This window comes from Actinomadura atramentaria DSM 43919 (genome assembly GCF_000381885.1).
Classification (GTDB): domain Bacteria; phylum Actinomycetota; class Actinomycetes; order Streptosporangiales; family Streptosporangiaceae; genus Spirillospora; species Spirillospora atramentaria.
This window is the reverse complement of the sequence record NZ_KB907216.1, coordinates 59561-81802: the sequence shown is the minus strand read 5'-3', so window position 1 is coordinate 81802 and position 22242 is coordinate 59561. Positions and strand designations below refer to the sequence as shown.

The following is a 22242-nucleotide window of genomic DNA, read 5'->3' as shown; positions in this document are numbered from 1 at the left end:
GGTTCGGCCTAGCGCGAGCCGCTGTCTGCGTCGTCGTCCGGCGGCGGGTCGGGCATGTTCCAGCCGGCGGCGAGCGCGGGCAGCGCGACCACGGTGGCGAGCAGCGCCACGAACAGCACCGCGACGGCCGCGGCGGGCACCTCGGGCGTCATGGCGTCGTGCGGCAGTGCGAGCTGCACGATCAGCCCGGTGAGGAGGAGCAGCGTCAGCGTCGCCCGGTGCGCGACCGTGCGGGCGCGCAGCAGCTCCGTGCGCTGCCGTTCGTCGAGGAACTCTTCGGGGACGGCCCCGGCCGCGCCGCGCGTCATCGTGACGATCTGCGAGCCGATCGGAATCCAGGCGGCGGCGCACAGCCCGCAGAGGACGAACGTCGTCACCATCGCGGTCGTGCTCGGCGCGAGGAACCAGCAGACGACCGTCGCCGCCCACGGCAGCGCGAGCGCGGCCGCCGCGCCGCCGACGAGGGCGCGGCGCGCCCGCCGGTCGGCCCAGCGCGGGTGGACCTCGGCCTCGGTGATCGCCCGTGCCCGCGCGGCACGGCGCTCGGCCCTCCGGTCGTCGCTCATGACGGCTCCGTTCATGGTCGCTCCGTTCGCGTTGCGCCGAGCCGGGGGAACGGCTCCAGCGCGAAGATGACCTCGACCGGCACCTCGAAGTAGGCGGCGATGTTCAGCGCGAGGTGGAGGCTCGGGCTGTACTCGCCGCGTTCGAGGTAGCCGACGGTCTGGTAGTGGACGCCGAGCGCCTGCGCGAGGTCCCTCCGCGAGACGCCCCGCTCGGCCCGCAGCACCGCGATGCGGTTGTGGACCCGCTCCTTGTCGTTCTCCTTCGGCACTGGGGTCAGTGCCCTCGGCCTGGAACTCTGGTTCGGTCCATCTCATCCCGTCCGTCGCAAGCTTACGTCGATTGATAGTACTTCTACTACATTCGATCGAACAGTTGCAACGTCGATGACCCGGCTGACGCCCGCCCCGCGCGGCCGGGGCATGCTGACGATCATGAAGGTCTTCGTCTCGGTGGACATGGAGGGCGTCTCCGGCCTCACCGATCCGCAGGAGATGCGGGCGGGCGGCCGGGGCTACGAGCGCGGCTGCGAGCTCATGACCGGCGACGCGAACGCCGCCGTCCGCGCCGCGTTCGACGCGGGCGCGGACGAGGTCGTCGTCGCGGACGCGCACGGCCAGGGCCGCAACCTGCGCGCCGACCTCATCGACGAGCGCTGCGTCCTCGTGCGTGGTCCCTACCGGCCGATGCGGATGGCAGACGGCCTCGACGCGTCGTTCGACGCCGCGCTGTACGTCGGCTATCACGCGCGGGCGGGGGTGGAGGACGGCGTGCTCAATCACACGTGGATGGGCCGCGAGATCATCGACGTCCACCTCAACGGCGAGATCGCGGGGGAGATCCGCCTGATGGCGGGCTACGCGGCGTCCCTCGGCGTTCCCGTCGCGCTTGTGGCAGGCGACGCGGCCGCGTGCGTCGAAGCCCGCGGCGTCCTCGGGGACGTGCCCGTCGTCGCCGTCAAGGAGGGCCGCGATCGGTACGCGGCGCGGGTGATCCCGCCCGCCCGAGCCCAGCGGATGATCTACGACACCGCGCTCGCGGCCCTGCGCGACCCGGGTTCGTGGCGTCGCCACGACGTCGCGGCCCCGTACACGCTGGCGATCACGTGGAACTCCACGGCGACGGCCAAGTCCTGCGCGGTCATTCCCGGCGTCCGCCGCACCGGCCCGCGCGCCACCGAGTTCACGACCCCGGACTACGCCGAGATCGTCGGGCTGCTCGGCGTGTGCGCGACGATCGCCGGTGAAGTCGGCTGCACCGGCATGCACTACGGCTGACGGATCAAACGGGCCAGACTGTGCGGCTCACCGGCGAGCCGGTCCCGAGGCGGCTCATTCCGGTTGCTCGGCCGAGGCGGCGAGCGCGTCGTAGGCGGGCGCTAGCACGTCCGTCAGGGCACGGCGGCGGACCTTCACCGGCGGCGGCGTCGCGACGCGCAGCACGAGGTCCGGCGGGGCCGGGGGAGCGGCCGGGCGGTCCCGGAGCGCCGCGAGCCCGAGCGGGGCCGTCCAGAACGCGCCGGGGTCCAACGGGGCGCCGTCTCCGTCCGCGTCGTCCGCCGGGACGTCCGGCGGCGGCAGCCGGCGCAGGACGGCCAGCAACTCGTCCCGCCCGCGCCCGTTCCACTCCAGGACAAGGAACGGATCGTCGTCGAACGCCGCCCCGAGCGCGTCCAGCGCCGCCGCCGCGTGCTCGCACGGCTCGCCCCAGTCCGCGCAGTCGCAGAAGAACCGCAGATCGTCCGCCGTCATCGGGAACAGCGGACGGCCGGCCTCGGCGAACACCAGCTCGATCTCCGGCGGTACGTCCCCCGCCAGCAGACGCGCGCGCGGCACGGGCCGGGACGCGAGCAGCGCCGTGATCCGCGCCCAGGTGTCGTCATCGACGGCGTCGATCCCGAGGGCTACCTGGTGCTCGTCCTCCGCGCCGCGCACCCGCGCCGTCACCTCGTACGGCGTCACGCGCAGGTCCCGCACGCGGCCCTCGCGCGCGCACGCCGCGCCGCGCTCCAGCCGCCCGGCGTCCGCGAACGCCCCGACGAGCCGGACGAGCCGCCGCGACCACCACCGCTCCCCGACCCCGACCGTCATCAGCCGCTCACCGCCTCGGGCGACAGCCGCAGCACGTCGCGCAGTTCGGCGACGGACAGGTCCGCCAGCCAGTCCTCGCCGCTCCCGACGATGGATTCGGCGAGCGACTTCTTGCGTTCGATCATGTCGTCGATGCGCTCTTCGAGCGTCCCCACGCACACGAACTTGCGCACCTGCACGTTGCGGGTCTGCCCGATGCGGAACGCGCGATCCGTCGCCTGGTCCTCCACGGCCGGGTTCCACCAGCGGTCCACGTGGACGACGTGGTTCGCGGCGGTCAGCGTCAGACCCGTTCCGGCCGCCTTCAGCGACAGCAGGAACACGGCGGGCTCGGTGTCCTCCTGGAACCGCCGGACGAGGTCGTCGCGGTCCTCACGCGACGTCCCGCCGTGCAGCCACAGCACGGGACGCTCCAGCCGCGCCGCCAGATAGGGCCGCAGCATCGACCCGAACTCGGCGTACTGGGTGAAGACCAGCGCCTTCTCGCCCTGTTCCAGGACCTCGGAGCAGATCTCCTCCAGCCGCTCCAGCTTCCCGGACCGGCCGGGCAGCCGCGAGCCGTCCTTGAGCAGGTGGGCCGGGTGGTTGCACACCTGCTTGAGCTTCGCCATCGTCGCCAGGACGAGCCCGCGCCGCCGCTTCTCGTCGCTCTCGGCGATCTGCGCCAGCATGTCGTCCAGCGTGGCCCGGTACAACGACGCCTGCTCGGCCGTGAGGTTGCAGTAGACCTTGATCTCCTGCTTGTCCGGCAGGTCCGAGATGATCGAGGCGTCGGTCTTGAGGCGCCGCAGGATGAACGGCTGCGTGGCGCGCCGCAGCGCGGCCGCCGCCCGCTCGTCGCCGTCGCGCTCGACCGGCACCGCGAACCGCTGCCGGAACACGGCGCGCGGCCCGAGCAGCCCGGGGTTCGCGAACTCCATGATCGACCAGAGTTCGGTCAGGTGGTTCTCGACGGGCGTCCCGGTCAGCGCCAGCCGAGTCCGCGCGGGAATGCCCCGCACAGCCCGCGCCTGCCGCGTCCCGCCGTTCTTCAACGCCTGCGCCTCGTCGCACACGACGCGGTGCCACTCGACGGCGGCGAGCGCGTCGGCGTCGCGGGCCGCCGTGCCGTAGGTCGTGAGGACCAGGTCCGCCGCGCCCGCCGTCTCGACCAGGTCCGCGCCGCGCCGCCGCCCGGTGCCGTGGTGGACGTACACACGGAGCTTCGGCGTGAACTTCGCGGCCTCCCGCTGCCAGTTCCCGACGAGCGACATCGGGCCGACGAGCAGCGTCGGCGGCGGCCGCCGTCCGTCCGCGCGCTCGGCCGCCAGCAGCGCCAGGGTCTGCGCGGTCTTCCCCAGGCCCATCGAGTCGGCGAGGATGCCGCCGATCCCGATGTTCGTCAGGAACGTCAGCCAGGCCAGGCCGCGCTCCTGGAACGGCCGGAGCACGCCGTTGAAGCCCGGCGGCGTCGCCATCGGTTCGAGCCTGCGGTCGGCCGCGCCCGACAGCAGGTCGCCGAACGCGCCGTCCGCGTCGACGTCGGCCAGCGGCAGCGCGTCGTCGCCCGCGTGGACGACCGCGCGCATCGCCTCGGCCGCCGTCATACGCCCGGTGCGCGGGCGGCGCAGGAAGTCCAGCGCCGCTTCGAGCTGTTCCTCGTCGAGTTCGACCCACTGGCCGCGCAACCGGACGAGCGGGGCCTTGAGGCGCGCCAGCTCGGCCAGTTCGTCCTCGTCCACCGTGTCGTCCCCGACGGCGAGGTCCCAGCGGAAGTCGACCATGCCCGCCAGATCGAAGCCGGAGGACGCGGCCGCGCCCGGCTCGTCCTGCTCGGTGCGGGCGGTGAGCTTCAGGCCGAGCCTGGCCCGTCCCGCCCACGTCGGAAGCAGGACGCCGAACCCGGCCGCGCGCAGCACCGGCGCGGTCCGGCGCAGGAACCGGAACGCACCCGCCGTGTCCAGCGGCAGTCCTTCCGGCTCGGGATCGTCCAGGGCCGGGGCCAGCTCGGGGAACAGCCGCAGTGCCCGGCCGAGCCCTGTCGTCAGCGCTTCCGCCGCTCCCGCGACCGACGCGGCCTCACCCGCCCACACCAGCGCGGCGGGCACGTACAGGCTCGGGTCCGCGGCGCTGCGCAGCGCGAACTCCACGCGCCAGGCTTTCGCGGGCTGCTCGCCCTCGGTGTACTCCTCCGCGCCGGGCTCGACCAGCCGGAAGCAGACGCCGAGCGGGCCGGACGGGCGGCGCGCCGCGACCGCCCACGCGTCCAGCTCGGCGGCCAGATCGTCGGCGTCGTCGCCGGGCTCACGGGCGACCGACGAGTCCGGGCCGGTGAGCGCGGCGACCCAGCGTTCGGGGAGCGGCAGCCGGTCGGGGGCGCGGCCGGTCCGCTCCGGGAGCAGCGGATGCGGGACCGTGCCGCGCACCGCCGTGTCGGTCAGCCCGTCCAGCGCCTCGCGCAGCACGTCCGCGGCGGGGCGTCCGCCATCCGCCGCGCGGCACGCGTCCGGCATCGCGCGGACCAGGCCGCGCAGCCGCGCCGCGTCGTCCAGCACGGGCCGCCAGCGGGCCGCGAGGTCGCCGTCCTCGCGGACGAGAGCGGGCAGCACGCGGCCCCGCGCCGCGAGCCACCGCGCCTCCTCGGCGAGGACGCACAGGTACCGCAGGTCCGAGCCCGGCACGACATCGCCCGCGTCCTCGGCGGCCGACAGCAGTGCCATCGCCGCGAACGGGTCGAGGACGAGCGCGGGCACCCGCCACGCGGTGAGTTCCGGCGCGCCGTCGTGCGGGCGCGGGCCCAACTCGGGCGACGGCAGCGGCAGCCCGTCGAGCGTCGGGAGCGCCAGCGCGAGCGTGACGCGCGGCGCACCGCCGACGAGCGGTTCGTAGGACGTCCCCCGGAAGTTCCGCGAGGCGAACGGATGGACGTCGCCGTCCGCCGGATCGGGCGGGCCGGTGCGTTCCGCCCACAGGCACAGCGCGCCGCCGTGCCAGGCGGCGTGGGCGACGAGCATGGCGTTCTTCCCCGGGACGACGGCGTGGGACGGGCGGCTCGAAACGTTAGCAGCGGCTGCGGACGGTTCAGGCGACGTCCAACGCGTACCGGACGCGGTCGAACCGCCCGGGCCGCGAGATCGTCATCGGGATCGTGAACAGCAGGTCGGTCCGTCTTGCGCGACACCGTGCCGCCCTCAGCCGCGACGCTGCAGTAGCGGGAGCAAGGTCGACGGCGGCGGCCCGCTCAGCCGTTCCGGTTCCCCGGCCGCCGCACCGGCCGGCGATGACGGACATGCGGCGATCCTGCCCGGGGTGGCCGGCGGGTCGCTCGTTAGGCTCGGCGCGTAGCCGCCGCATCAAGGGGAGGACGCTCGTGGGCGAGTTCGTGCGTGTCGAGATCGAGGACGGAATCGCGACGATCCGGCTGGACCGGCCGAAGATGAACGCGCTCAACGCGCAGGTCCAGCGCGAGCTGGCCGAGGCCGCGGTGCTGGTCGGCGAGGACGACGCCGTGGCGGCCGTCGTCCTGTACGGCGGCGAGCGGGTGTTCGCGGCGGGCGCGGACATCAAGGAGATGGCCGTGCTCGGCGCCGCCGACATGGCGGGCGCGGCGTCGCGCCGCCTCCAGGACTTCACCAAGGCGCTGGCCGCGATCCCCAAGCCGGTCATCGCGGCGATCACCGGCTACGCGCTCGGCGGCGGGCTGGAGGTCGCGCTGACCGCCGACTTCCGCGTCGCGGGCGAGGGTGCGAAGGTCGGGCAGCCGGAGATCCAGCTCGGGATCATCCCGGGTGCGGGCGGGACGCAGCGCCTCGCGCGGCTCGTCGGCCCGTCCCGCGCCAAGGACCTCGTCTTCTCCGGGCGGCACGTGAAGGCCGCCGAGGCGCTGGCGATCGGGCTGGTGGACCGCGTCGTCCCCGACGACCAGGTCTACGCGGCGGCGCTGGAGTGGGCCCGAACGTTCGTCGGCGGCCCGGCCGCCGCCCTGCGGGCCGCCAAGCAGGCGATCGACGCGGGCCTGGAGACCGACCTGGCGACCGGCCTGGAGATCGAGCGCGTCCAGTTCGCGGCGCTGTTCGCGACCGAGGACCGGACGATCGGCATGACGAGCTTCGTCGAGGAAGGACCGGGCAAGGCGAAGTTCACCGGCCGCTGACGGACGTCCGACCGCCTCACCCGATGTTCGCGCGATCGGCGGCGGGCCGGACCCGGCGGGAGGCGAAAAGAAGCCGGGGCCGTCCGGGATGTACCGCAACATCCCGGACGGCCCCGGCGTCCAGAGCCCTCAACCCTCGCGATGGGTGTTACCCGGACGTCCTCCGACTAAAACCTGAAACCGGGCTAAAACTGGCTGGCGGTCGGTAGCATCAGCCGCCATGCGACAGGCGTACCGAACGGCGCTCGTAACGGGCGCGTCCAGCGGAATCGGCGAGAGCTTCGCGCGTCTCCTGGCCCGGCGCGGCACCGGACTCGTCATCGTCGCGCGCCGCGCGGACCTGCTGGACGGGCTGGCGCGCGACCTGGTCGAGCGGTACCGCGTCGCCGTCGAGGTGCTGGCGGCCGACCTCACCGACCCGGCGCAGCGCGCGACCGTCGAGGACCGGCTGCGCGCCGACCCGGTGGACCTGCTCGTCAACAACGCGGGCTACGGCGCGTTCGGCGCGTTCGCCGACCTCGGTCTCGACGACCAGCTCAAGGAGATCGAACTGAACGTCACCGCCCTGGTCCGCCTCACCCACGCCGCGCTCCCGCCGATGCTGGAACGCGGCAGAGGCGGCGTGCTGAACGTCGCGTCGATGGCCGGCTACACCCCGTCGCCGGGCAGTGCCACCTACGGCGCGACGAAGGCGTACGTCACCGCGTTCTCCGAGAGCCTGCACGCGGAGGTCGCCTCGCGCGGCGTCCACGTCACGGCGCTGTGCCCCGGTTTCACCCGCACCGACGACGACAGCCCGACCAACCTGCTGTGGATGCGCCGCGGGGACGTCGCGCGGGCGGGTCTGGACGCCGTCGAGGCGGGCCGGGCCGTGTGCGTCCCGGGCGCGCAGTACAAGGCGGCGCTGCCCGCGCTCAAGGTCATGCCCCGGCCCCTCCTGCGCGCCGCCGCGAACCGGATGTGGCGGCAGGCCGCCGAGACCCAGACCCCCTGACGGAAACGTCGCGACGCGCACTCGGTGAGGGTCGCGCCCGCGCCGTTTTGCGGACGGGCTACAAGAAAAGCTCGTGCCGATTGTCGCCGGGGAGCTTGACGGGAATCGCCCCACCTCGCGACCATCGAACCTACGCTTCGGTAAGTTGCGTGACCGGTCCCCCGGACCGGCCCGTGCCAGCCGAGCCCCCCGGCGGCCGAGCCCCCGGGCCACGGCGAGCCGTCCGGCCCGCAGTCGTCCACCCAGTGAAGGAACAGCATGTCCGTCACCCCCGAGGAGAAGTTCCAGACCGGCCTGATGCTCGAACTGGAGCAGGTGGCAGAGAAGGAGCTGAACCGGCACCTGTCCACCGCGGACGAGTGGTTCCCCCACCAGTACGTCCCGTGGGCGCAGGGCCGCGACTTCGACGGCCCGCTCGGCGGCGACGGGTGGACCCCGGAGGACTCGACCCTCAGCGAGGTGGCCCGCGAGTCGCTGATCGTCAACCTGCTCACCGAGGACAACCTCCCCGGCTACCACCGCGCCATCGCCAACGTGTTCGGCAACGAGGGCGCGTGGGGCACCTGGGTGAACCGGTGGACGGCCGAGGAGAACCGGCACGGCATCGTCATCCGCGACTACCTGACGGTCACCCGCGCCGTCGACCCGATCGCCCTGGAACGCGCCCGGATGAAGCACATGCAGCTCGGCTACGAGGCCGCGCACGGCACCGCGTTCCTGCACGGCAACGCGTACGTCTCGTTCCAGGAGCTGGCCACGCGCGTCGCGCACCGCAACACGGGCAAGGCGTCCGGCGACCCGGTCTGCGAGCAGATGCTCACGCGCGTCGCCAAGGACGAGAACCTGCACATGATCTTCTACCGGAACCTCATGGGCGCGGCGCTGGAGGTCGCGCCGAACGAGACCATGCGCGCGATCACCGAGGTCGTCAAGGCGTTCCAGATGCCCGGTTACGGCATCGAGGGCTTCCTGCGCAAGTCCGTGATCATCGCGAACGCGGGCATCTACGACCTGCGTCTGCACCACGACGACGTCCTCACCCCCTGCCTGCGCAAGTGGGGCGTGTTCGAGCGGACGTTCACCGGCGACGGCGCCAAGGCCCGCGACGAGCTGGCCGAGTTCATGGAGCAGCTCGACGCCGCCGCGACGAAGTTCGAGACGCGCCGCGAGGAGCGCCGCGCCCGCGTCGCCGCCCGCAAGGGCTGATCCGCCGACACCGCCGCACCGCCGCCCGGCCCGCGCCGGGCGGCGGCTCCCGCGCGTGTCCGGAACGCATCCATCGCATTCGGCGTCGAACAGGACATGGGGAACGCTGAGACGCGTCGCCGCCGCCCTCGGGGGAGGGCGCGCGGCCGGGCGGTCGCCCGGCGCCCGGGGGCGCCGAGTGGAAACCGCCGCGCCGGATGCGCGAGGCTAGGGGTGCGGAACCGATGAAGGGGGCAGTCACGTCCGGCGAGATGATCGGCGAATACCGCGTCCTGCGGACCCTCGGCGAGGGCGGCATGGGCGTGGTCCACCTGGGCGCCGACCCGGTCGGGCGCAACGTCGCGATCAAGGTCCTGCGGCCCGCCGTGGCCGGGGACGCGACGGCGCGGCGGCGCCTGGCCCGCGAGGTGGACTCGATGCGGCGCGTCCACAGCCCGCACGTCGCCGAGATCCTCGACGCCGACGTCACCGCCGAGCGGCCGTACATCGTCACCCAGTACGTGCCGGGCCGCACGCTGGAGGAGATCGTCGAGGACGCCGGGCCGATCGACCCGGCCGGGCTCCAGCGGCTCGCGCTCGGCCTCGCGTCGGCGCTGTCGGCGATCCACGGCGCGGGCATCGTCCACCGCGACATGAAGCCCGGCAACGTCATGCTCGTGGACGGCGAGCCCGTCGTCATCGACTTCGGCATCGCGCAGGGCGCGGACGCGACGCGGCTCACCGCGACCGGCATGGTCATCGGCACGCCCGGCTACCTCGCACCCGAGATCATCGAGGGCGAGGACGCGGGGCCGCCGTCCGACGTCCACGCGTGGGCGGCGACGGTGGCCTACGCCGCGACCGGGCGGCCGCCGTTCGGCTCCGGCACGTTCGAGTCCATCTTCTACAAGATCATGTCCGGGACGCCCGACCTCGCGGGCGTGCCCGACGCCCTGCTGCCCGTCCTGCGCTCCGCGATGGCGCGCCACCCCGCCGAGCGGCCCACCGCCGTCGACCTCGCGCAGATCACGCGGCGCATCCACATCGACTCGACCATCACCGACGGCACCCGTGTGGACGACCACTACCGGGCCGCCTCGCCCGCCGTCCCGGCCGCCGCGCCCGAGACGATCGTGGAGACCGTCCCGGACCGCACCACCAAGGAGCCGCCGCCCCCGCCGCCGACGCTCCAGCCCAAGGACTTCCGCGGCCTGCTGCCGCCCGCCCCGCCGCCGCTGCCGCCCCCCGGCCCGCCGCCTGGCTACGAGCCGGCTCCCGGTTACGGCCCGTACGGGACGAACCCGTACGGCCGTCCGGGGTACGGGCCGTCGGCCCTGCCGCCGCCCGGCCCGCCGCCCGAACCGGAGGACTACGCGCCGCCCCAGCCCGTCCCGTACCAGGGACCGCCGCAGCCGGGCCAGCCCGCGCCGCAGGACCCGCGTCGGGGCGCGCCCGCCGACCCGCAGGGGTCCACGACGCCCGACCGCGCGCAGGACCGCGAGCGGCGCAAACCCTACTTCCTGTACCGCGTGATGAGCGCGCTGGTGCTCGTCGCGCTGCTCGGCTTCGCCCGGATGACGCCGGTCCTGGCCGTGCTCGTGACGATCGTCGGCGTCCTCGTCCTGCGCGCCGCCGACAAGGCCGCCAAGGGCATGGAGGACCGCCGGACCCGGCGCGGCCCCCGGTCGGGGGACGCGGTCGGCGCGGCGTTCCGCTCGCCGCTGCACCTGCCCGGCGCGCTGCTCGCGACGGCCCTGTTCTCGGGCCTCTCGCTGTTCGCCGGATTCGTCCTGCTGATCGTCCTCATGGTCGCGCAGCCGGACATGACGGCCTCGACGGCCGTCGCGTACTCGTCGATGGCCGTGATCGCGCTGCTGTCCCTCGCCCCGGGCAGCGGCGCGCCGCGCCGCCAGCTCGCCCGCGTCTGGGGGGCGCTGCTGCCGCGCTCGGAGATCGCGTTCGGCGGCGTCCTCGCGCTCGGTGTCTTCGCCGTCGTGCTCGTCGTGCTCGCCCAGGGCCGCCCGGCGGACACGACCCCGGTCGACGGGATGAGCAACAGCCTGGAGCACGTGTTCGACCGGGCGAAAGATCTCGTCGGCGGCGGGATTCCATTCGTCTGACCGATCGGTAAGGTTGCGAACCCTATGAGCGGCGAGACACGGGAACGAGTCGGCGGCTACCGGCTCCTGCGGCCCCTTGCGGACGGTCCGGACGGCGGTTACCGCGCGGCCGACGCCGCGGGACGCGACGTCGCGATCCGCTTCCTTCCCGAGGCCGCGCCGCCGCCGGACGTCGAACGGCTCCGGAACGTGCGCAGCCCGTACGCCGCCGACGTCCTCGACGGCGGCGACGACGGTGACGACGGTGACGCCCGCTACCTGGTCTTCCGGTTCGTCCCGGGCCGCACGCTCGCCGCCGAGGTCGCCGGGAGCGGACCGTACCGGGGCGCCGGGCTCCGCGCGCTGGCCCTCGGCATGGCCAAGGCGCTCGCCGCCGTCCACCGCGAAGGGCTGGCGCACGGGTCGCTCGGCCCGGAGGCGGTCGTCGTCGTGGACGACGCCCCCGTCGTGACCGACATCGGGCTCGTGCCGGGCGACCCGGCCGACGACATCGCGGACTGGGCGGCGACGGTCACCGCCGCCGCGACCGGGCCGGATCAGTCGGGGGCCGTGCCGCAGATACTCGTGCCGCTGCTGCGCGCCGCGACCGCGGCCGATCCCGCCGACCGCCCGTCCGCGGCCGACCTCGCCGATCGCGTCGCCGCGCTGGACTTCGGGCCCGCCGAGAAGCGCGTGCCCTTCGCGGCCGATGAGTCCGAGAGGGATCGGGCGGCCGTTCCCGCGCCGCGCGCGGCGGGTCCGGCACGCCGCTTCACGCCGCCGGGCGGCGACGGCCGGTCTCCGCACGAACTGGCCGTCGCGCAGGGCTGGGCGCGGCTCCTCTCGGTGCTCGTCGTGGTGGTCGCCGCCGGGGTGAGCGTGCTCGCGCCCGCGCCGGGACTGGTGCTGACGCTGCTCGCCGCACTGGCGCTGCGTGCGCTGGCCATTCGCCCGCCGGCGTGGGCGGTGCTGTCGTCGCTCGGCCGGACGATCCTGTCGGCGGTGTACGCGGGCGCGGTCGCCGCCGCCGTCACGTACGCGCTGATCGGCCTCGCCGCCGTCGACGTCCTGCTGAACCCGCTGGACGCCGCCGCGTTCGGCGCGGGCGCGGCCGCCATCGCGCTGTGGACGGCGCCGGGCGCCTCTCTGCCGCGCCAGAGCCTGGAGCGGGTGTTCTTCCTCGCGGCGCGGGTTCCGCACCGCATCGCGATAGCGGGGGTCGTGCTCGGCCTCGCCGCGTTCGCGGTGGTCGCGGCGGCGATGTCGCTGACGCCGAGCTTCGCTCCGCTGTACGGGCTGCAGAGTTCTCTCGACGCGTCGCTGACGCGGTTGCAGAGCTCGCTGCAGTGACCTGACCTCGGAGTCACCCCTTCTGGACAGTTCCATGTGAGGTGCGTCACGCTGAGGGCGGCGACCTGGGGCGCGTCGGGACGAGACGGGGCGTGGGCAATGTCTCTCACGCTGGGATTTGCCACCAGGCTACCGATCGGTAACATCGGAGTCGCACGGTCGAAACGGGGGCCCGCGTCCGAAGAGCGTTCGGGTCTTTGGCAGGCTGTGATGCGATACCGCGTCAACTCACGCGTCGACCCACCACGGGCGGCGCACCTCTGTCCGCTCATTAGGGCGGCCAACTGAGTGCAGGGAGGTCGGCCACCGGCCATGAACATCGTCGTCCTGGTGAAGCAGGTTCCCGATACGGAGAGCCCGCGCAAGCTGAAGTCCGATGACAGCACGCTCGACCGCGCTGCCGCGGACGGTGTGATCAACGAGCTCGATGAGTACGCCATCGAGGAGGCGCTGCGCATCAAGGAGGCCCAGGGCGGAGAGGTGACCGTCCTCACCATGGGCCCCGACAAGGCCACCGACTCGATCCGCAAGGCCCTCGCGATGGGCGCGGACAAGGCCGTCCACCTGGTGGACGACGCGCTCGCGGGTTCGGACGCGCTCCAGACCTCCTACGCCATCACCCAGGTCCTCGGCCGCACCGGCTTCGACCTGGTGATCCTCGGCTCGGAGTCCACCGACGCGCGCACCGGCGTGCTCGCCGCGATGCTCGCCGAGCGCCTGGGCGTGCCGCAGCTCTCGCTGGCCAACAAGGTCGAGATCGACGGTTCCGCCATCAAGGTGCAGCGGATCACCGACTACGGATTCGACCGCGTCGAGGCGTCCCTGCCCGCCGTGGTGAGCGTCGTCGAGAAGATCAACGAGCCGCGCTACCCCTCCTTCAAGGGGATCATGGCGGCCAAGAAGAAGCCCGTGGAGACGCTCGGCGCCGCTGACGCCGGCCTCGACGCCGGCCAGATCGGCCTGGCCAACGCGGCCACCGCGGTGGTCGACTTCGCCGAGGCCCCGCCGCGCGCGCAGGGCCAGATCGTCACCGACGAGGGCGACGGCGGCGCGAAGATCGCCGAGTTCCTCGCCTCGAAGAAGTTCGTCTGAGCGGGGAAGGGGATTCAACGAACATGGCAGAGATTCTCGTCCTCGTCGATCACGTCGACGGCGACGTCAAGAAGGTCACGCTCGAACTGCTCACGCTGGCCAACCGGCTCGGCGAGGCGTCGGCCGTATGGGTCGGCGGCGGTTACGACGGGGCCAAGGACAAGCTCGCCGAGTACGGCGCGCAGAAGGTCTACGTCGGCAGCGACGAGGAGCTGACCTCCTACGTCGTCGCGCCGAAGGCCGCGCTGCTCGCCCAGCTCGTGCAGGACAAGGCCCCGGCCGCGGTGCTCGTCGGCGCCACCGCCGAGGGCAAGGAGATCGCCGGGCGGCTCGCCGTCAAGATCGGCTCCGGTGTGCTGACCGACGTGGTGGACGTCGCCGACGGCTTCGTCGCCGAGCACTCGATCTTCGGCGGCGGCGTCATCGCCCACGCCAAGGTCAACACCGGCACCCCGGTCATCGCGGTGCGCCCGAACTCCGTCCCCGCCGAGGCCGCCCCCGCGTCCCCGGCCGAGGAGCAGGTCTCGGTGGCCCTGTCGGACGCCGACAAGGCCGCCAAGATCGTGGAGAAGGTCGTCGAGGAGAAGGGCGAGCGCCCGGACCTCACCGAGGCCGCGATCGTCGTCTCCGGCGGCCGCGGTGTCGGCAAGGACGGCTTCTCGATCATCGAGGGCCTGGCCGACTCGCTCGGCGCGGCCGTCGGCGCGTCCCGCGCCGCGACGGACGCGGGCTGGTACCCGCACCAGTTCCAGGTCGGTCAGACCGGCAAGACGGTGTCGCCGCAGCTCTACGTCGCGGTCGGCATCTCCGGCGCCATCCAGCACCGGGCCGGCATGCAGACCTCGAAGACGATCATCGCGATCAACAAGGACCCCGAGGCCCCCATCTTCGAGCTGGTGGACTTCGGCGTCGTGGGCGACCTGTTCCAGGTGGCCCCGCAGCTCACCGAGGAGATCATCAAGCGCAAGTGACGCGCTTCGGCCTCCCGGACCGCGCCCCGGCGACGACTCGTTCGTCGCCGGGGCGCGGTTTTTTGGGCGGTTGATCCGCACTTCGGGCGCTCTGGCTCGTAGTTATCCACAGCCTCGATCCGCGTGTGCGATCACCGATCGCCGTCGGCTGTCATGGGTTCCGGCCATCTTCGGCGACAAGAGGAGGAGAACCCATGCTTGGGGACAGCGTCGAGATCCTGATGGATCAGGGCGGCGGAGTGGAACGGCACGTCGTTGCCGCGACCTGCGTCGGCAGGAGCGTCGAGATCGACATCTCGGATGGGATGGTGAAGGTCCGCGAGATCGCCCGCGGCGGCCGCGTCATGACGGAGGAGTGGTTCCCCGTCACGCGGGTCGTCCACATCGTGAAGCGCAACGGCAACCGCCGCCCCACCGCCGCGCCGACCCCCGCCCAACCGGCGGACACGGCGACGACCTCACAGCCGGACGCAGAGTCTGCCCCGCCGGCCCCGAACCAGCCGACCACCACAGAGCCGCAGGACCGGACCCCGCCCGCCGCGTCACCCGACGCGACACCGCTGCACGGCCTCCCCGACAGCACGCCGCCTGACGCAGGACCGACCCCTTCGCCTCCGCGCCCCGACGAGACCGTAAGCAAGCTCAAGCACGCGAAACAAGGCAAGTCCAAGCGCCCGAAGCGCAGCGGCAAACGCAGAGCCTCATGACCACGCGAAGACGGTATGCGCCACCGATGTCCCGCCGACCCGGGTGCGCCTCACATGCACCCGGGCGGGCTTGCCGCATGAGAAGCGATTGGCGGTCGGTCCGGCGGGGGTGACCGCTGGACCGACCGCTTTCGCTTAGGCTTCGGCGCCGCTGACGGGGTTCAGGTCGCGGATGGCGTGTTCGGGAGTTGCCGTGCGGCCGCGTGAGCGGCTGAAGAGGCAGAAGCCGACCGTTACCGCGCTGACGATTGCGAGGAACAGCCAGGCGGCGGTGTAGCCGGGGCCGTCGGTGATCAGACCGAACGCCCAGGGGAGGACGAAGCCGCCGATCGCCGAGATCGTCAGCATGAGGCCGATGGCCGTGCCGATGTTCTCCGGTGCGATGCTGCGCATGTTGCCCGGCACCGTCTGCCAGACGGCGAACACGAAGTTGAACATGAAGCCGATGCCGAGTGCGGGGAGCCAGAACGTGTGTTCGCCGGCCAGCGGGACGCATGCGAGCGAGACGGCCTCCAGGATCGCGCCGACCGCGAACAGCGTGCGCGGGCTGACGTAGCGGTCCGCCAGCCATCCGGCGGCGATGCTGCCGGGGACGCCCGCGATGCCGATCAGGAACGCCGCCGCGCCGACCTGGCCGCCGGGCAGGCCCCGGTCCTCGCCGTATCCGGAGATGAGCTGGGAGGCGCCGAGGTACGCGCCGTACGCGCCGAAGAAGGCGAGCCCATACAGCCAGATGTCCTTGTTGAAGAACGTCTGCTTCAGGCCCTCGCGGGTGATCTCGACGCCCGCGAGGGATCCCACGCCGCGCGGCACGCGGAAGAACAACAGGCTCACGGCCGCGACCGCGAGGCAGACGAGGCCGCCGATGACGATCGAGGTCCGCCACGACGTGGCCGCGGTGATGTCGCCGAACGTGTAGAGGCCGAGGGCGGTGCCGACGCTGAACGCCGCCGAGGAGATCCCGAGGGCGAGTGCGTGCTGGTGCTCGCGGAACCAGATGCTGACGGCCGCGACGCCGACCGCCGCGAAGACCGACGCGCCCACGCCCGCGAGAGCGCGCCACAGGACGAGCTGCGCGAACGACGTCGAGGTCGCCGACAGCAGCGCCCCGGCGGCCTCGACGGCGAGGCCGAGCGCGAGCGTCCGGCGCAGCCCCCACTTGGTGGCGAGCAGACCGCCGGGGATGTGCAGGACGCCGTAGGCCGCGACGAAGATCGAGATGAGGAACGCGACGTCCGGGATGGCCTTGTGGTACTCCGCGCCGATGTCGTCGAAGCCGGTGGAGATGTCGAACCAGTTGATCGTCATGACGATGAAACCGGCCGAGACGATGGCGAGCATGAGCCACTTGGTCGCCGGTGGGTCGGCGGTGGGCGTGCTGGGGCGTTCGTTGCGCATGGGGAACTCCTTGCGGGGATGGAGGAGAGGGGCGAGCGGGTCGGACGCGGCCGGGAACGGCGGCGTCCGACCTGCCCGATGTCGGCGAAACCCAGGTACGTGTCGGCGCGGTCCCGGTCGGGTACCGCCCTCTGCTCACTGGTGGGTGGCGTCCGCCATGCGGTGTCGGGGGTGGGGGCCGGACGCGGTCGGCGGCGTCCGGCGCGTTCGGGTCAGGCGAGGTAGTCGCGGATCTCGGCCGCGACCTTCTCGGGCGAGTCGAGCGTCGGGAAGTGGGTGGGGCCGCCGAGCGTGCGGTAGTCGAACCACGGGTGGTCGGCGCGGAAGTCGATCTGCGCCTGCTCGTAGGCGGGATCGGTCGGCTGGGAGAACAGGTGCTTGACGGGGCGCGGCTCGGTGAGCCCGGCCATCCGCTGCAGCGGCGAGCCGAACTCCGCGTAGGCGGCGGCGATGACCCGGCACGACCGCGCCCACATCTCGAAGTCGAAGCCGGACATCTCCTCGTCGAGGTGGCGCTTCACCCGCTCGTGGTCCTGTCCGTTCAGCCAGACGTCGTAGAGGCCCTGGCGGCCCTCGATCCACGTCGCGGGGTCCTGGATGGCGGCGAGTCCGGCGGCGAAGTCGGGCGCGGGCGGCGTCATCAGCCAGTCCACGACGATCAGCCGGGGGGCGCGGGCGGTGCCGACCCGCTCCGCGATCTCCAGGTTGGCCCAGCCGCCGTGCGAATGGGAGACCGGCAGGAAACGGTCCACGCCCAGCTCGTCCAGGACGGCGATCACGTCGGACGCCTGCTCGCGGTAGCCGAAGTCCGCGACGGGGGAGCGGTCCTCGCCGTGGCCGCGCCAGTCGATGCAAAGCACGCGCAGGTCGTCGCTCAGATGCGGCACGAGCTGGTCGAACAGGCGGTGGTCGTGGCACCAGCCGCTCATCAGGACGACGACCGGCGCGTCGCGCGGTCCCTCGTCCTGGTAGGAGATCGGGTTCCCGCCGATGCGCAGCGTCTTCAGTTCGGTGGACGTCATGGGTTTCCTCTCAGCGGATCGTGGGGGCGGACCCGTCGAACCGGTCCGCGCCCGTCGGGATCGTGCGGGCGGCGCGCATCCGCGACGCGCCGAGGCTCGCCAGGAACCTGCTCCCGCGCAGCAGCGAGCTGCGCGCGGAGTCGGGGAGGTAGTTGAGCTGGCCGAGCCGGTACGACCAGCGCTGCGTGTGCTCGACGGTGGGCCGCTCGGCGTACTCCCAGTCGCGCAGGCGCTGCTCGACCGACGCGTCCGACGAGCAGAGCGCGTCCGCCAGGCCGAGGGCGCTCATCATCGCGCAGCCGCCGCCCTGGCCGAGGTAGGGCGGCTGCGGGTGCGCGGCGTCGCCGAGGAAGGCGAGGCGGCCCATCGACCAACGGGTCAGCGTGTGGAACTGGAAGGTGTCCCAGCGCGCGGGGGCGTCGGCGCACGCGCTGAGCAGCGTCGACAGGTGCGGGAACGACCTGATCCACGACGCGACGTCCACGGGGATGCGGCTCGCGGCGCGGTCGTCCTCGTCGGCGACGAGCGCGACGTACAGGCTCGTCTCGCTGCTCGGCGTGTAGAGGACGCGGCGGCGGCCGCTGAAGTACTCGATGTACTTGCCCTGGTCCTCGGCCGGGACGAAGTCGGGCGAGCGGGGGACGGTGAGCCGCGTCGCACCCTGCCGCATCACCGAGCGGTGGGCGATGACGTCGTAGTGGCGGCGGATGCGGGAGTTCACGCCGTCCGCGGCGAGGACGACGTCGGCGCGCAGCGTGTCGCCGGAGCGCAGCAGGACCCGGCCGTCCGGGGTCGCCTCGACCGCCTCGGAGCCGGTGACGATCTCGACCCCGGCCTTCTCCGCCCCGCCGACGAGTGTGGCGATCAGGTGGTCCCGCATGATCGTCAGGACGCGGGCCTGGCCGGGCCCGTTGATCGGGATCTCCTCGACGGTCCGGTCGCGGTGGTCGCGCGTCTCCAGCACCGGCCCGACGTGCGCGCCGATCGCGGCCTGCCCGTAGAGGCCGAGCGCCTCCAGCGTCGCGAGGCCGTTGCCCCACACGTAGATGCCCGCGCCGATCGCGCGGATCTCGGTGTCGCGCTCGTGCAGGCGGACCGACCAGCCGCGCTGGGCCAGGGCGGTGGCGGCGGTGAGCCCCGCGAGGCCCGCTCCGATCACTTCCGCGGTTCTGCTCGGGGCCACGGCTGCTCCTTCCGCTGGCGACACGTAGTAGGGACCGTGCGAAGACGGTGGTGTACGTCACCCATCTTGTGACCTGCGGTCATACCTGGCTAATACTCATTTCGCCATCTGTGATACCAGGATCGGCATAGCACTGAGGCGGCCCGGATCTCGAATGAACCGCCTACGCGCGCCGCCGGGCGGCTACGAGACGACGAAATGGGGTGTGGTCGGGCCTCAGTACAGGAACAGTCGAAGGCAAGCGCCAGCTTCCCGTCTGGGAAGGCGACTGTGGACGGCGGTACGGGATTCCGGCGGCGGCTTAGGGCCGGGGCGAGGCCGTCGTCGCGGCGGCCTGGACGACCGCCGGATTCAGCAGGCCCGACAACTCCGAGTAGGGGATCTCCACATCGGCCTGCCCGCAGGCGGTGATGCCACCGAGCGCGACGAGGTCCAGCAGGACGTACAGGCGGTCGCGTTCCAACGCCAGTGCGACGGCACCGTCGGCGCCCTCCATCTGGGCCTTCGAGATGGTGGGCGGTTGGTCTTTCAGGCACGAGAAGTTCGATGACACGTCGGCGCGGGCGCGTTCCACGAACTGCCGCAGGCCGGACGCGGTGAGCCCGGTGGGCAGGAAGACATCGGTGACCGGGACCGGCCGGCCGGTCCGCAGATCCACCGTGACGGTCCGCGCGCGGGTCCACGTCGGGTGCGTGAGCCGCTCGCCCTGCTGGGTGATCTCGTAGCGGACCGACAGGTAGCGCGGTCCTTTCAGCAGGTAGGACGGCTTCACCAGCATGGTGGTCGGGCTCGGCCCGAAGGTTTCGAGGCCCTTGCGGTACTCGGCGGCGCGCGTGTCGACGGGACCGCGCAGCGCGGCGTTGACCTTCTGGGCGAGGCCCGGCGCACCGCCCGTGACGCGGGGGAGCGTCCCGCTGATCGTCAGAGGGTTCCCCGGTTCCTCCAGCGCGGCCGTCGTGTAGGCGAGCGCCGGCGGCCGCTTCGCGCCCTGGTGCGTCGCGACGTACGCGCCGCCGCCCGCCGCCGCGACGGCGACGACGGCCCCGGCTGCGATGGCCGCGCCCTTCGCGCCGCCGAGCCCGGCCAGCATCGCGCCCTTGCCCGCCGCCGCGCCGCCGGACACCGCGCCGCCCGCCCCGGTCCCGCCTGCCGCGCCGGACGCGGCCGCGCCTCCGGCCGCGGTGCCGCCCGCCGCGCCTCCTGCGGCCGCACCGCCGCCCGAGCCGAGGCCGAGTGCCGCGAGCGGGAACAGCGTCGCCAGTGCCGCCGCAGCGCCCGCCAGCGCCCGGACGCCGCGCTGCTCCCAGTCCGCCCCGTACGCGCTGCCCGCCACACGCTCCAGCTCCGCGACGAAGGCGCCCGCCCCCGCCGGACGCGCCCACGGGTCCTTGGCGAGCCCCGAGGCGATGAGCGGCCGGACGGCCTCGGGCACGCCGTCGAGTGGAACGGGCGCGGTGAGGTGCGCGTTCATCAGCACGGCGGCGTTCGCGCCCTCATAGGGCCGGTGGCCCGTCACGCACTCGTGGAACACGGCGGTCGCGGCGTACACGTCGGCGGCGGGGGAGGCGGGCTCGCCGCGCCACTGCTCGGGCGCCATGTACGCTGGCGTTCCCGACCGGTCGGCGGCCCCCGCGTCCGCGGCGATTCCGAAGTCGATGAGCTTGCTGACCCCGTCGCCCCGGACGACGACGTTCGCGGGCTTGTAGTCGCGGTGGACGATCCCGAGCCCGTGCGCCGCCGCGAGGCCGAGCAGCGAGCCCTTCAGGACGGCCAGCGCGGCCTCGGGCGCGAGCGGTGCGCGTTCGGCGAGCAGCGCCTTCAGCGACACGCCGTCCACGGCCTCCATGACGATCGCCGTGCCCTCGGGCCGCTCGACGAGCCCGTACAGCCGCGTGACGTTGGGGTGGTCGAGGCGGGCCAGCAACCGCGCCTCGTCGCGGAACCGGTCGCGGAACGTCGCGTCTTCAGCGAGCGATCCCGCCAGGTACTTGATGGCGGCGGTGCGGCCGGTGCCGTCGTGGCGTGCGAGGACGACGCGGCCCTGCCCGCCCTCGCCGAGGACGGTCAGCTCGCTGTACTCCGGGACACGCCACTCGACCATTCCGCCCCCTGGATCACACGACCGGCATCCGTCTTATATCGGATGCCGGTCGGGGGCGGGCGGTTCAGGCGGCGACGGTCGCCGGTTCCCCGGCGTCCGCGCCGACGGCCGCGGCGGGCTCCGGCGCGGCCTCGGCGACGTCCAGGCGGCCGCCGAGCGGGACGAACCGCGCCCCGACGCCCACGATCAGCGCGAGCAGCACGGCCACGCCGACGCCGATCCGCAGCGTCGTCGCCTGGGACAGGAACCCGATCACGACGGGGCCGAGCAGCAGCCCGCCGTAGCCCATCGCGCCGACCTGCGCGACGGCCGCCGCCGGGGCGCCCGGCGCGACCGACCCGGCCAGCGAGATCGTCGTCGGGACGATCGTGCAGACCACGAGGCCGGTGAGGAAGAAGCCGCCGATCGCGACGCTCGCGGACGGGGCCGTCACCACGACCGTCATCGCGGCGGCGGTGCCGAACCCGGCCCACGCCAGCAGCCGCCGGGTGCCGAGCCGCATCCGCAGCCGGTCCCCGACGAGCCGCCCGAACAGCATGGCCAGCTCGAACATCGGGTACCCCAGCGCCGCGACGGCCTGCGTCGTGCCGAGTTCGCCGTGCAGGAACAGCCCGCTCCAGTCCGCGATGGACCCCTCGGTCATGAACGCGATGAACGCCAGCGCGCCGATCAGGTAGACGGCCAGCGGCAGCCGGGCGCGGCGGCCCCCCGCCGTCCGCGCGGCGGTGGCGGGGTCGGCCAGGTAGGTCGGGCCGAGCGCGAGCCCGGCGGGCAGCCCGACGAGCGCGGCGATGACGACCGTCGTGGTGAAACCGAGCCCCGCGGCGGCCGTGGCGACGCCGATCAGGCCGCCGCTCATCGCGCCGACGCACCAGCCCGCGTGCATGCTGCTCATGATCGACCGGCGGTACGCCTGCTCCACGACGCTGCCCTGCGCGTTCATCGCGATGTCGGTGATCCCGAACGCCATGCCGAACGCCGCGACGGCCACGAGCAGCAGCGCGTAGTCCGGCGCGAACGCGACGCCGAGGTAGGTCAGCGCTGTCAGCGGCAGCGACACGCGCAGCACCGCGCGGCTGCCGAACCGGCTCATCACCGCGCGCAGGCCCTGCATGGCGGCCAGCGCTCCGAGGCCCCAGACGAGCACGACGACGCCGATCGCGCCCTCGTCCGCGTCGAACTTCGCCGCGAGCGCGGGCATCCGGGCCGTCCAGACCCCGCAGAGCAGTCCCGCCAGCAGGAAGGTCAGGAACGTCCCGACGCGGGCGCGGAGCAGCATGGCTCACCTCTTTCTCCAGATCGGCCGGGAGACGTCCCGGGGCGTGCAGCGGTCCCGGGCGCCTACCCGGCGTCA

18 protein-coding genes are annotated in these 22242 nt (G+C 73.4%); 9 read left to right on the top strand and 9 right to left on the bottom strand.

The window, feature by feature from the left end:
• Positions 1-8: 8 nt before the first annotated feature.
• A complete protein-coding gene (locus tag G339_RS37010; RefSeq protein WP_157407938.1) occupies positions 9-566 on the bottom strand; it encodes a hypothetical protein in 558 nt (185 codons plus the stop codon).
• A gap of 11 nt (positions 567-577) precedes the next feature.
• The gene (locus G339_RS0121410) at positions 578-835 is read right to left on the bottom strand and encodes a helix-turn-helix transcriptional regulator (RefSeq protein WP_019633111.1); all 258 of its coding nucleotides are present in this window, start codon (positions 833-835) and stop codon (positions 578-580) included.
• A gap of 115 nt (positions 836-950) precedes the next feature.
• Between G339_RS0121410 and G339_RS0121405 the strand changes: the two genes are divergently transcribed.
• Positions 951-1841, top strand: coding sequence for a M55 family metallopeptidase (locus G339_RS0121405; protein WP_019633110.1), 891 nt, complete (start codon positions 951-953; stop codon positions 1839-1841).
• Positions 1842-1895: 54 nt separating this feature from the next.
• Here G339_RS0121405 and G339_RS34785 read toward each other — a convergent pair whose 3' ends face one another.
• Positions 1896-2654 carry an SWIM zinc finger family protein gene (locus G339_RS34785; protein ID WP_019633109.1) on the bottom strand — a complete coding sequence of 253 codons (759 nt, stop codon included), beginning with the start codon at positions 2652-2654 and terminating at the stop codon, positions 1896-1898.
• Positions 2654-5647 carry a DEAD/DEAH box helicase gene (locus tag G339_RS0121395; RefSeq protein ID WP_019633108.1) on the bottom strand — a complete coding sequence of 998 codons (2994 nt, stop codon included), beginning with the start codon at positions 5645-5647 and terminating at the stop codon, positions 2654-2656. The genes G339_RS34785 and G339_RS0121395 overlap by 1 nt, the downstream gene beginning before the upstream one ends.
• A 356-nt stretch (positions 5648-6003) precedes the next feature.
• Here G339_RS0121395 and G339_RS0121385 point away from each other — a divergent pair, with 356 nt between their 5' ends.
• From G339_RS0121385 to G339_RS34775, 8 genes are all read left to right on the top strand, one after another.
• A complete protein-coding gene (locus tag G339_RS0121385) occupies positions 6004-6786 on the top strand; it encodes an enoyl-CoA hydratase/isomerase family protein (RefSeq protein ID WP_019633106.1) in 783 nt (260 codons plus the stop codon).
• 220 nt (positions 6787-7006) lie between these two features.
• Entirely contained in the window at positions 7007-7780 is a 774-nt protein-coding gene (locus tag G339_RS0121380) for an SDR family NAD(P)-dependent oxidoreductase (protein WP_019633105.1), read from the top strand.
• 258 nt (positions 7781-8038) lie between these two features.
• Positions 8039-8986 carry an acyl-ACP desaturase gene (locus G339_RS0121375; RefSeq protein ID WP_019633104.1) on the top strand — a complete coding sequence of 316 codons (948 nt, stop codon included), beginning with the start codon at positions 8039-8041 and terminating at the stop codon, positions 8984-8986.
• Positions 8987-9210: 224 nt separating this feature from the next.
• Positions 9211-11085, top strand: coding sequence for a serine/threonine-protein kinase (locus G339_RS39960; RefSeq protein ID WP_205625608.1), 1875 nt, complete (start codon positions 9211-9213; stop codon positions 11083-11085).
• Between the two features lie 24 nt (positions 11086-11109).
• Positions 11110-12414, top strand: a complete 1305-nt coding sequence (locus G339_RS0121365) for a hypothetical protein (protein WP_019633103.1) — start codon at positions 11110-11112, stop codon at positions 12412-12414.
• 312 nt (positions 12415-12726) lie between these two features.
• Positions 12727-13506: an electron transfer flavoprotein subunit beta/FixA family protein gene (locus G339_RS0121360; RefSeq protein WP_019633102.1), complete on the top strand. Its 780-nt coding sequence runs from the start codon at positions 12727-12729 to the stop codon at positions 13504-13506.
• 23 nt (positions 13507-13529) lie between these two features.
• The gene (locus tag G339_RS0121355) at positions 13530-14477 is read left to right on the top strand and encodes an electron transfer flavoprotein subunit alpha/FixB family protein (protein ID WP_019633101.1); all 948 of its coding nucleotides are present in this window, start codon (positions 13530-13532) and stop codon (positions 14475-14477) included.
• Between the two features lie 194 nt (positions 14478-14671).
• A complete protein-coding gene (locus G339_RS34775) occupies positions 14672-15184 on the top strand; it encodes a hypothetical protein (RefSeq protein ID WP_019633100.1) in 513 nt (170 codons plus the stop codon).
• Positions 15185-15319: 135 nt separating this feature from the next.
• Here the strand turns inward: G339_RS34775 and G339_RS0121345 are convergent, their stop codons facing one another.
• The 5 genes from G339_RS0121345 to G339_RS0121325 all read right to left on the bottom strand — a co-directional run bounded on the left by G339_RS0121345 (position 15320) and on the right by G339_RS0121325 (position 22167).
• Complete coding sequence (locus tag G339_RS0121345; RefSeq protein WP_019633099.1) at positions 15320-16582, bottom strand: MFS transporter; 1263 nt, start codon at positions 16580-16582, stop codon at positions 15320-15322.
• 212 nt (positions 16583-16794) lie between these two features.
• The gene (locus tag G339_RS0121340) at positions 16795-17604 is read right to left on the bottom strand and encodes an alpha/beta fold hydrolase (RefSeq protein ID WP_019633098.1); all 810 of its coding nucleotides are present in this window, start codon (positions 17602-17604) and stop codon (positions 16795-16797) included.
• 10 nt (positions 17605-17614) lie between these two features.
• Complete coding sequence (locus tag G339_RS0121335; protein WP_033323866.1) at positions 17615-18787, bottom strand: FAD-dependent oxidoreductase; 1173 nt, start codon at positions 18785-18787, stop codon at positions 17615-17617.
• A gap of 301 nt (positions 18788-19088) precedes the next feature.
• Positions 19089-20888, bottom strand: a complete 1800-nt coding sequence (locus G339_RS34770) for a serine/threonine-protein kinase (RefSeq protein WP_051107914.1) — start codon at positions 20886-20888, stop codon at positions 19089-19091.
• Between the two features lie 64 nt (positions 20889-20952).
• A complete protein-coding gene (locus tag G339_RS0121325; protein ID WP_019633096.1) occupies positions 20953-22167 on the bottom strand; it encodes an MFS transporter in 1215 nt (404 codons plus the stop codon).
• Between the last annotated feature and the right edge of the window lie 75 nt (positions 22168-22242).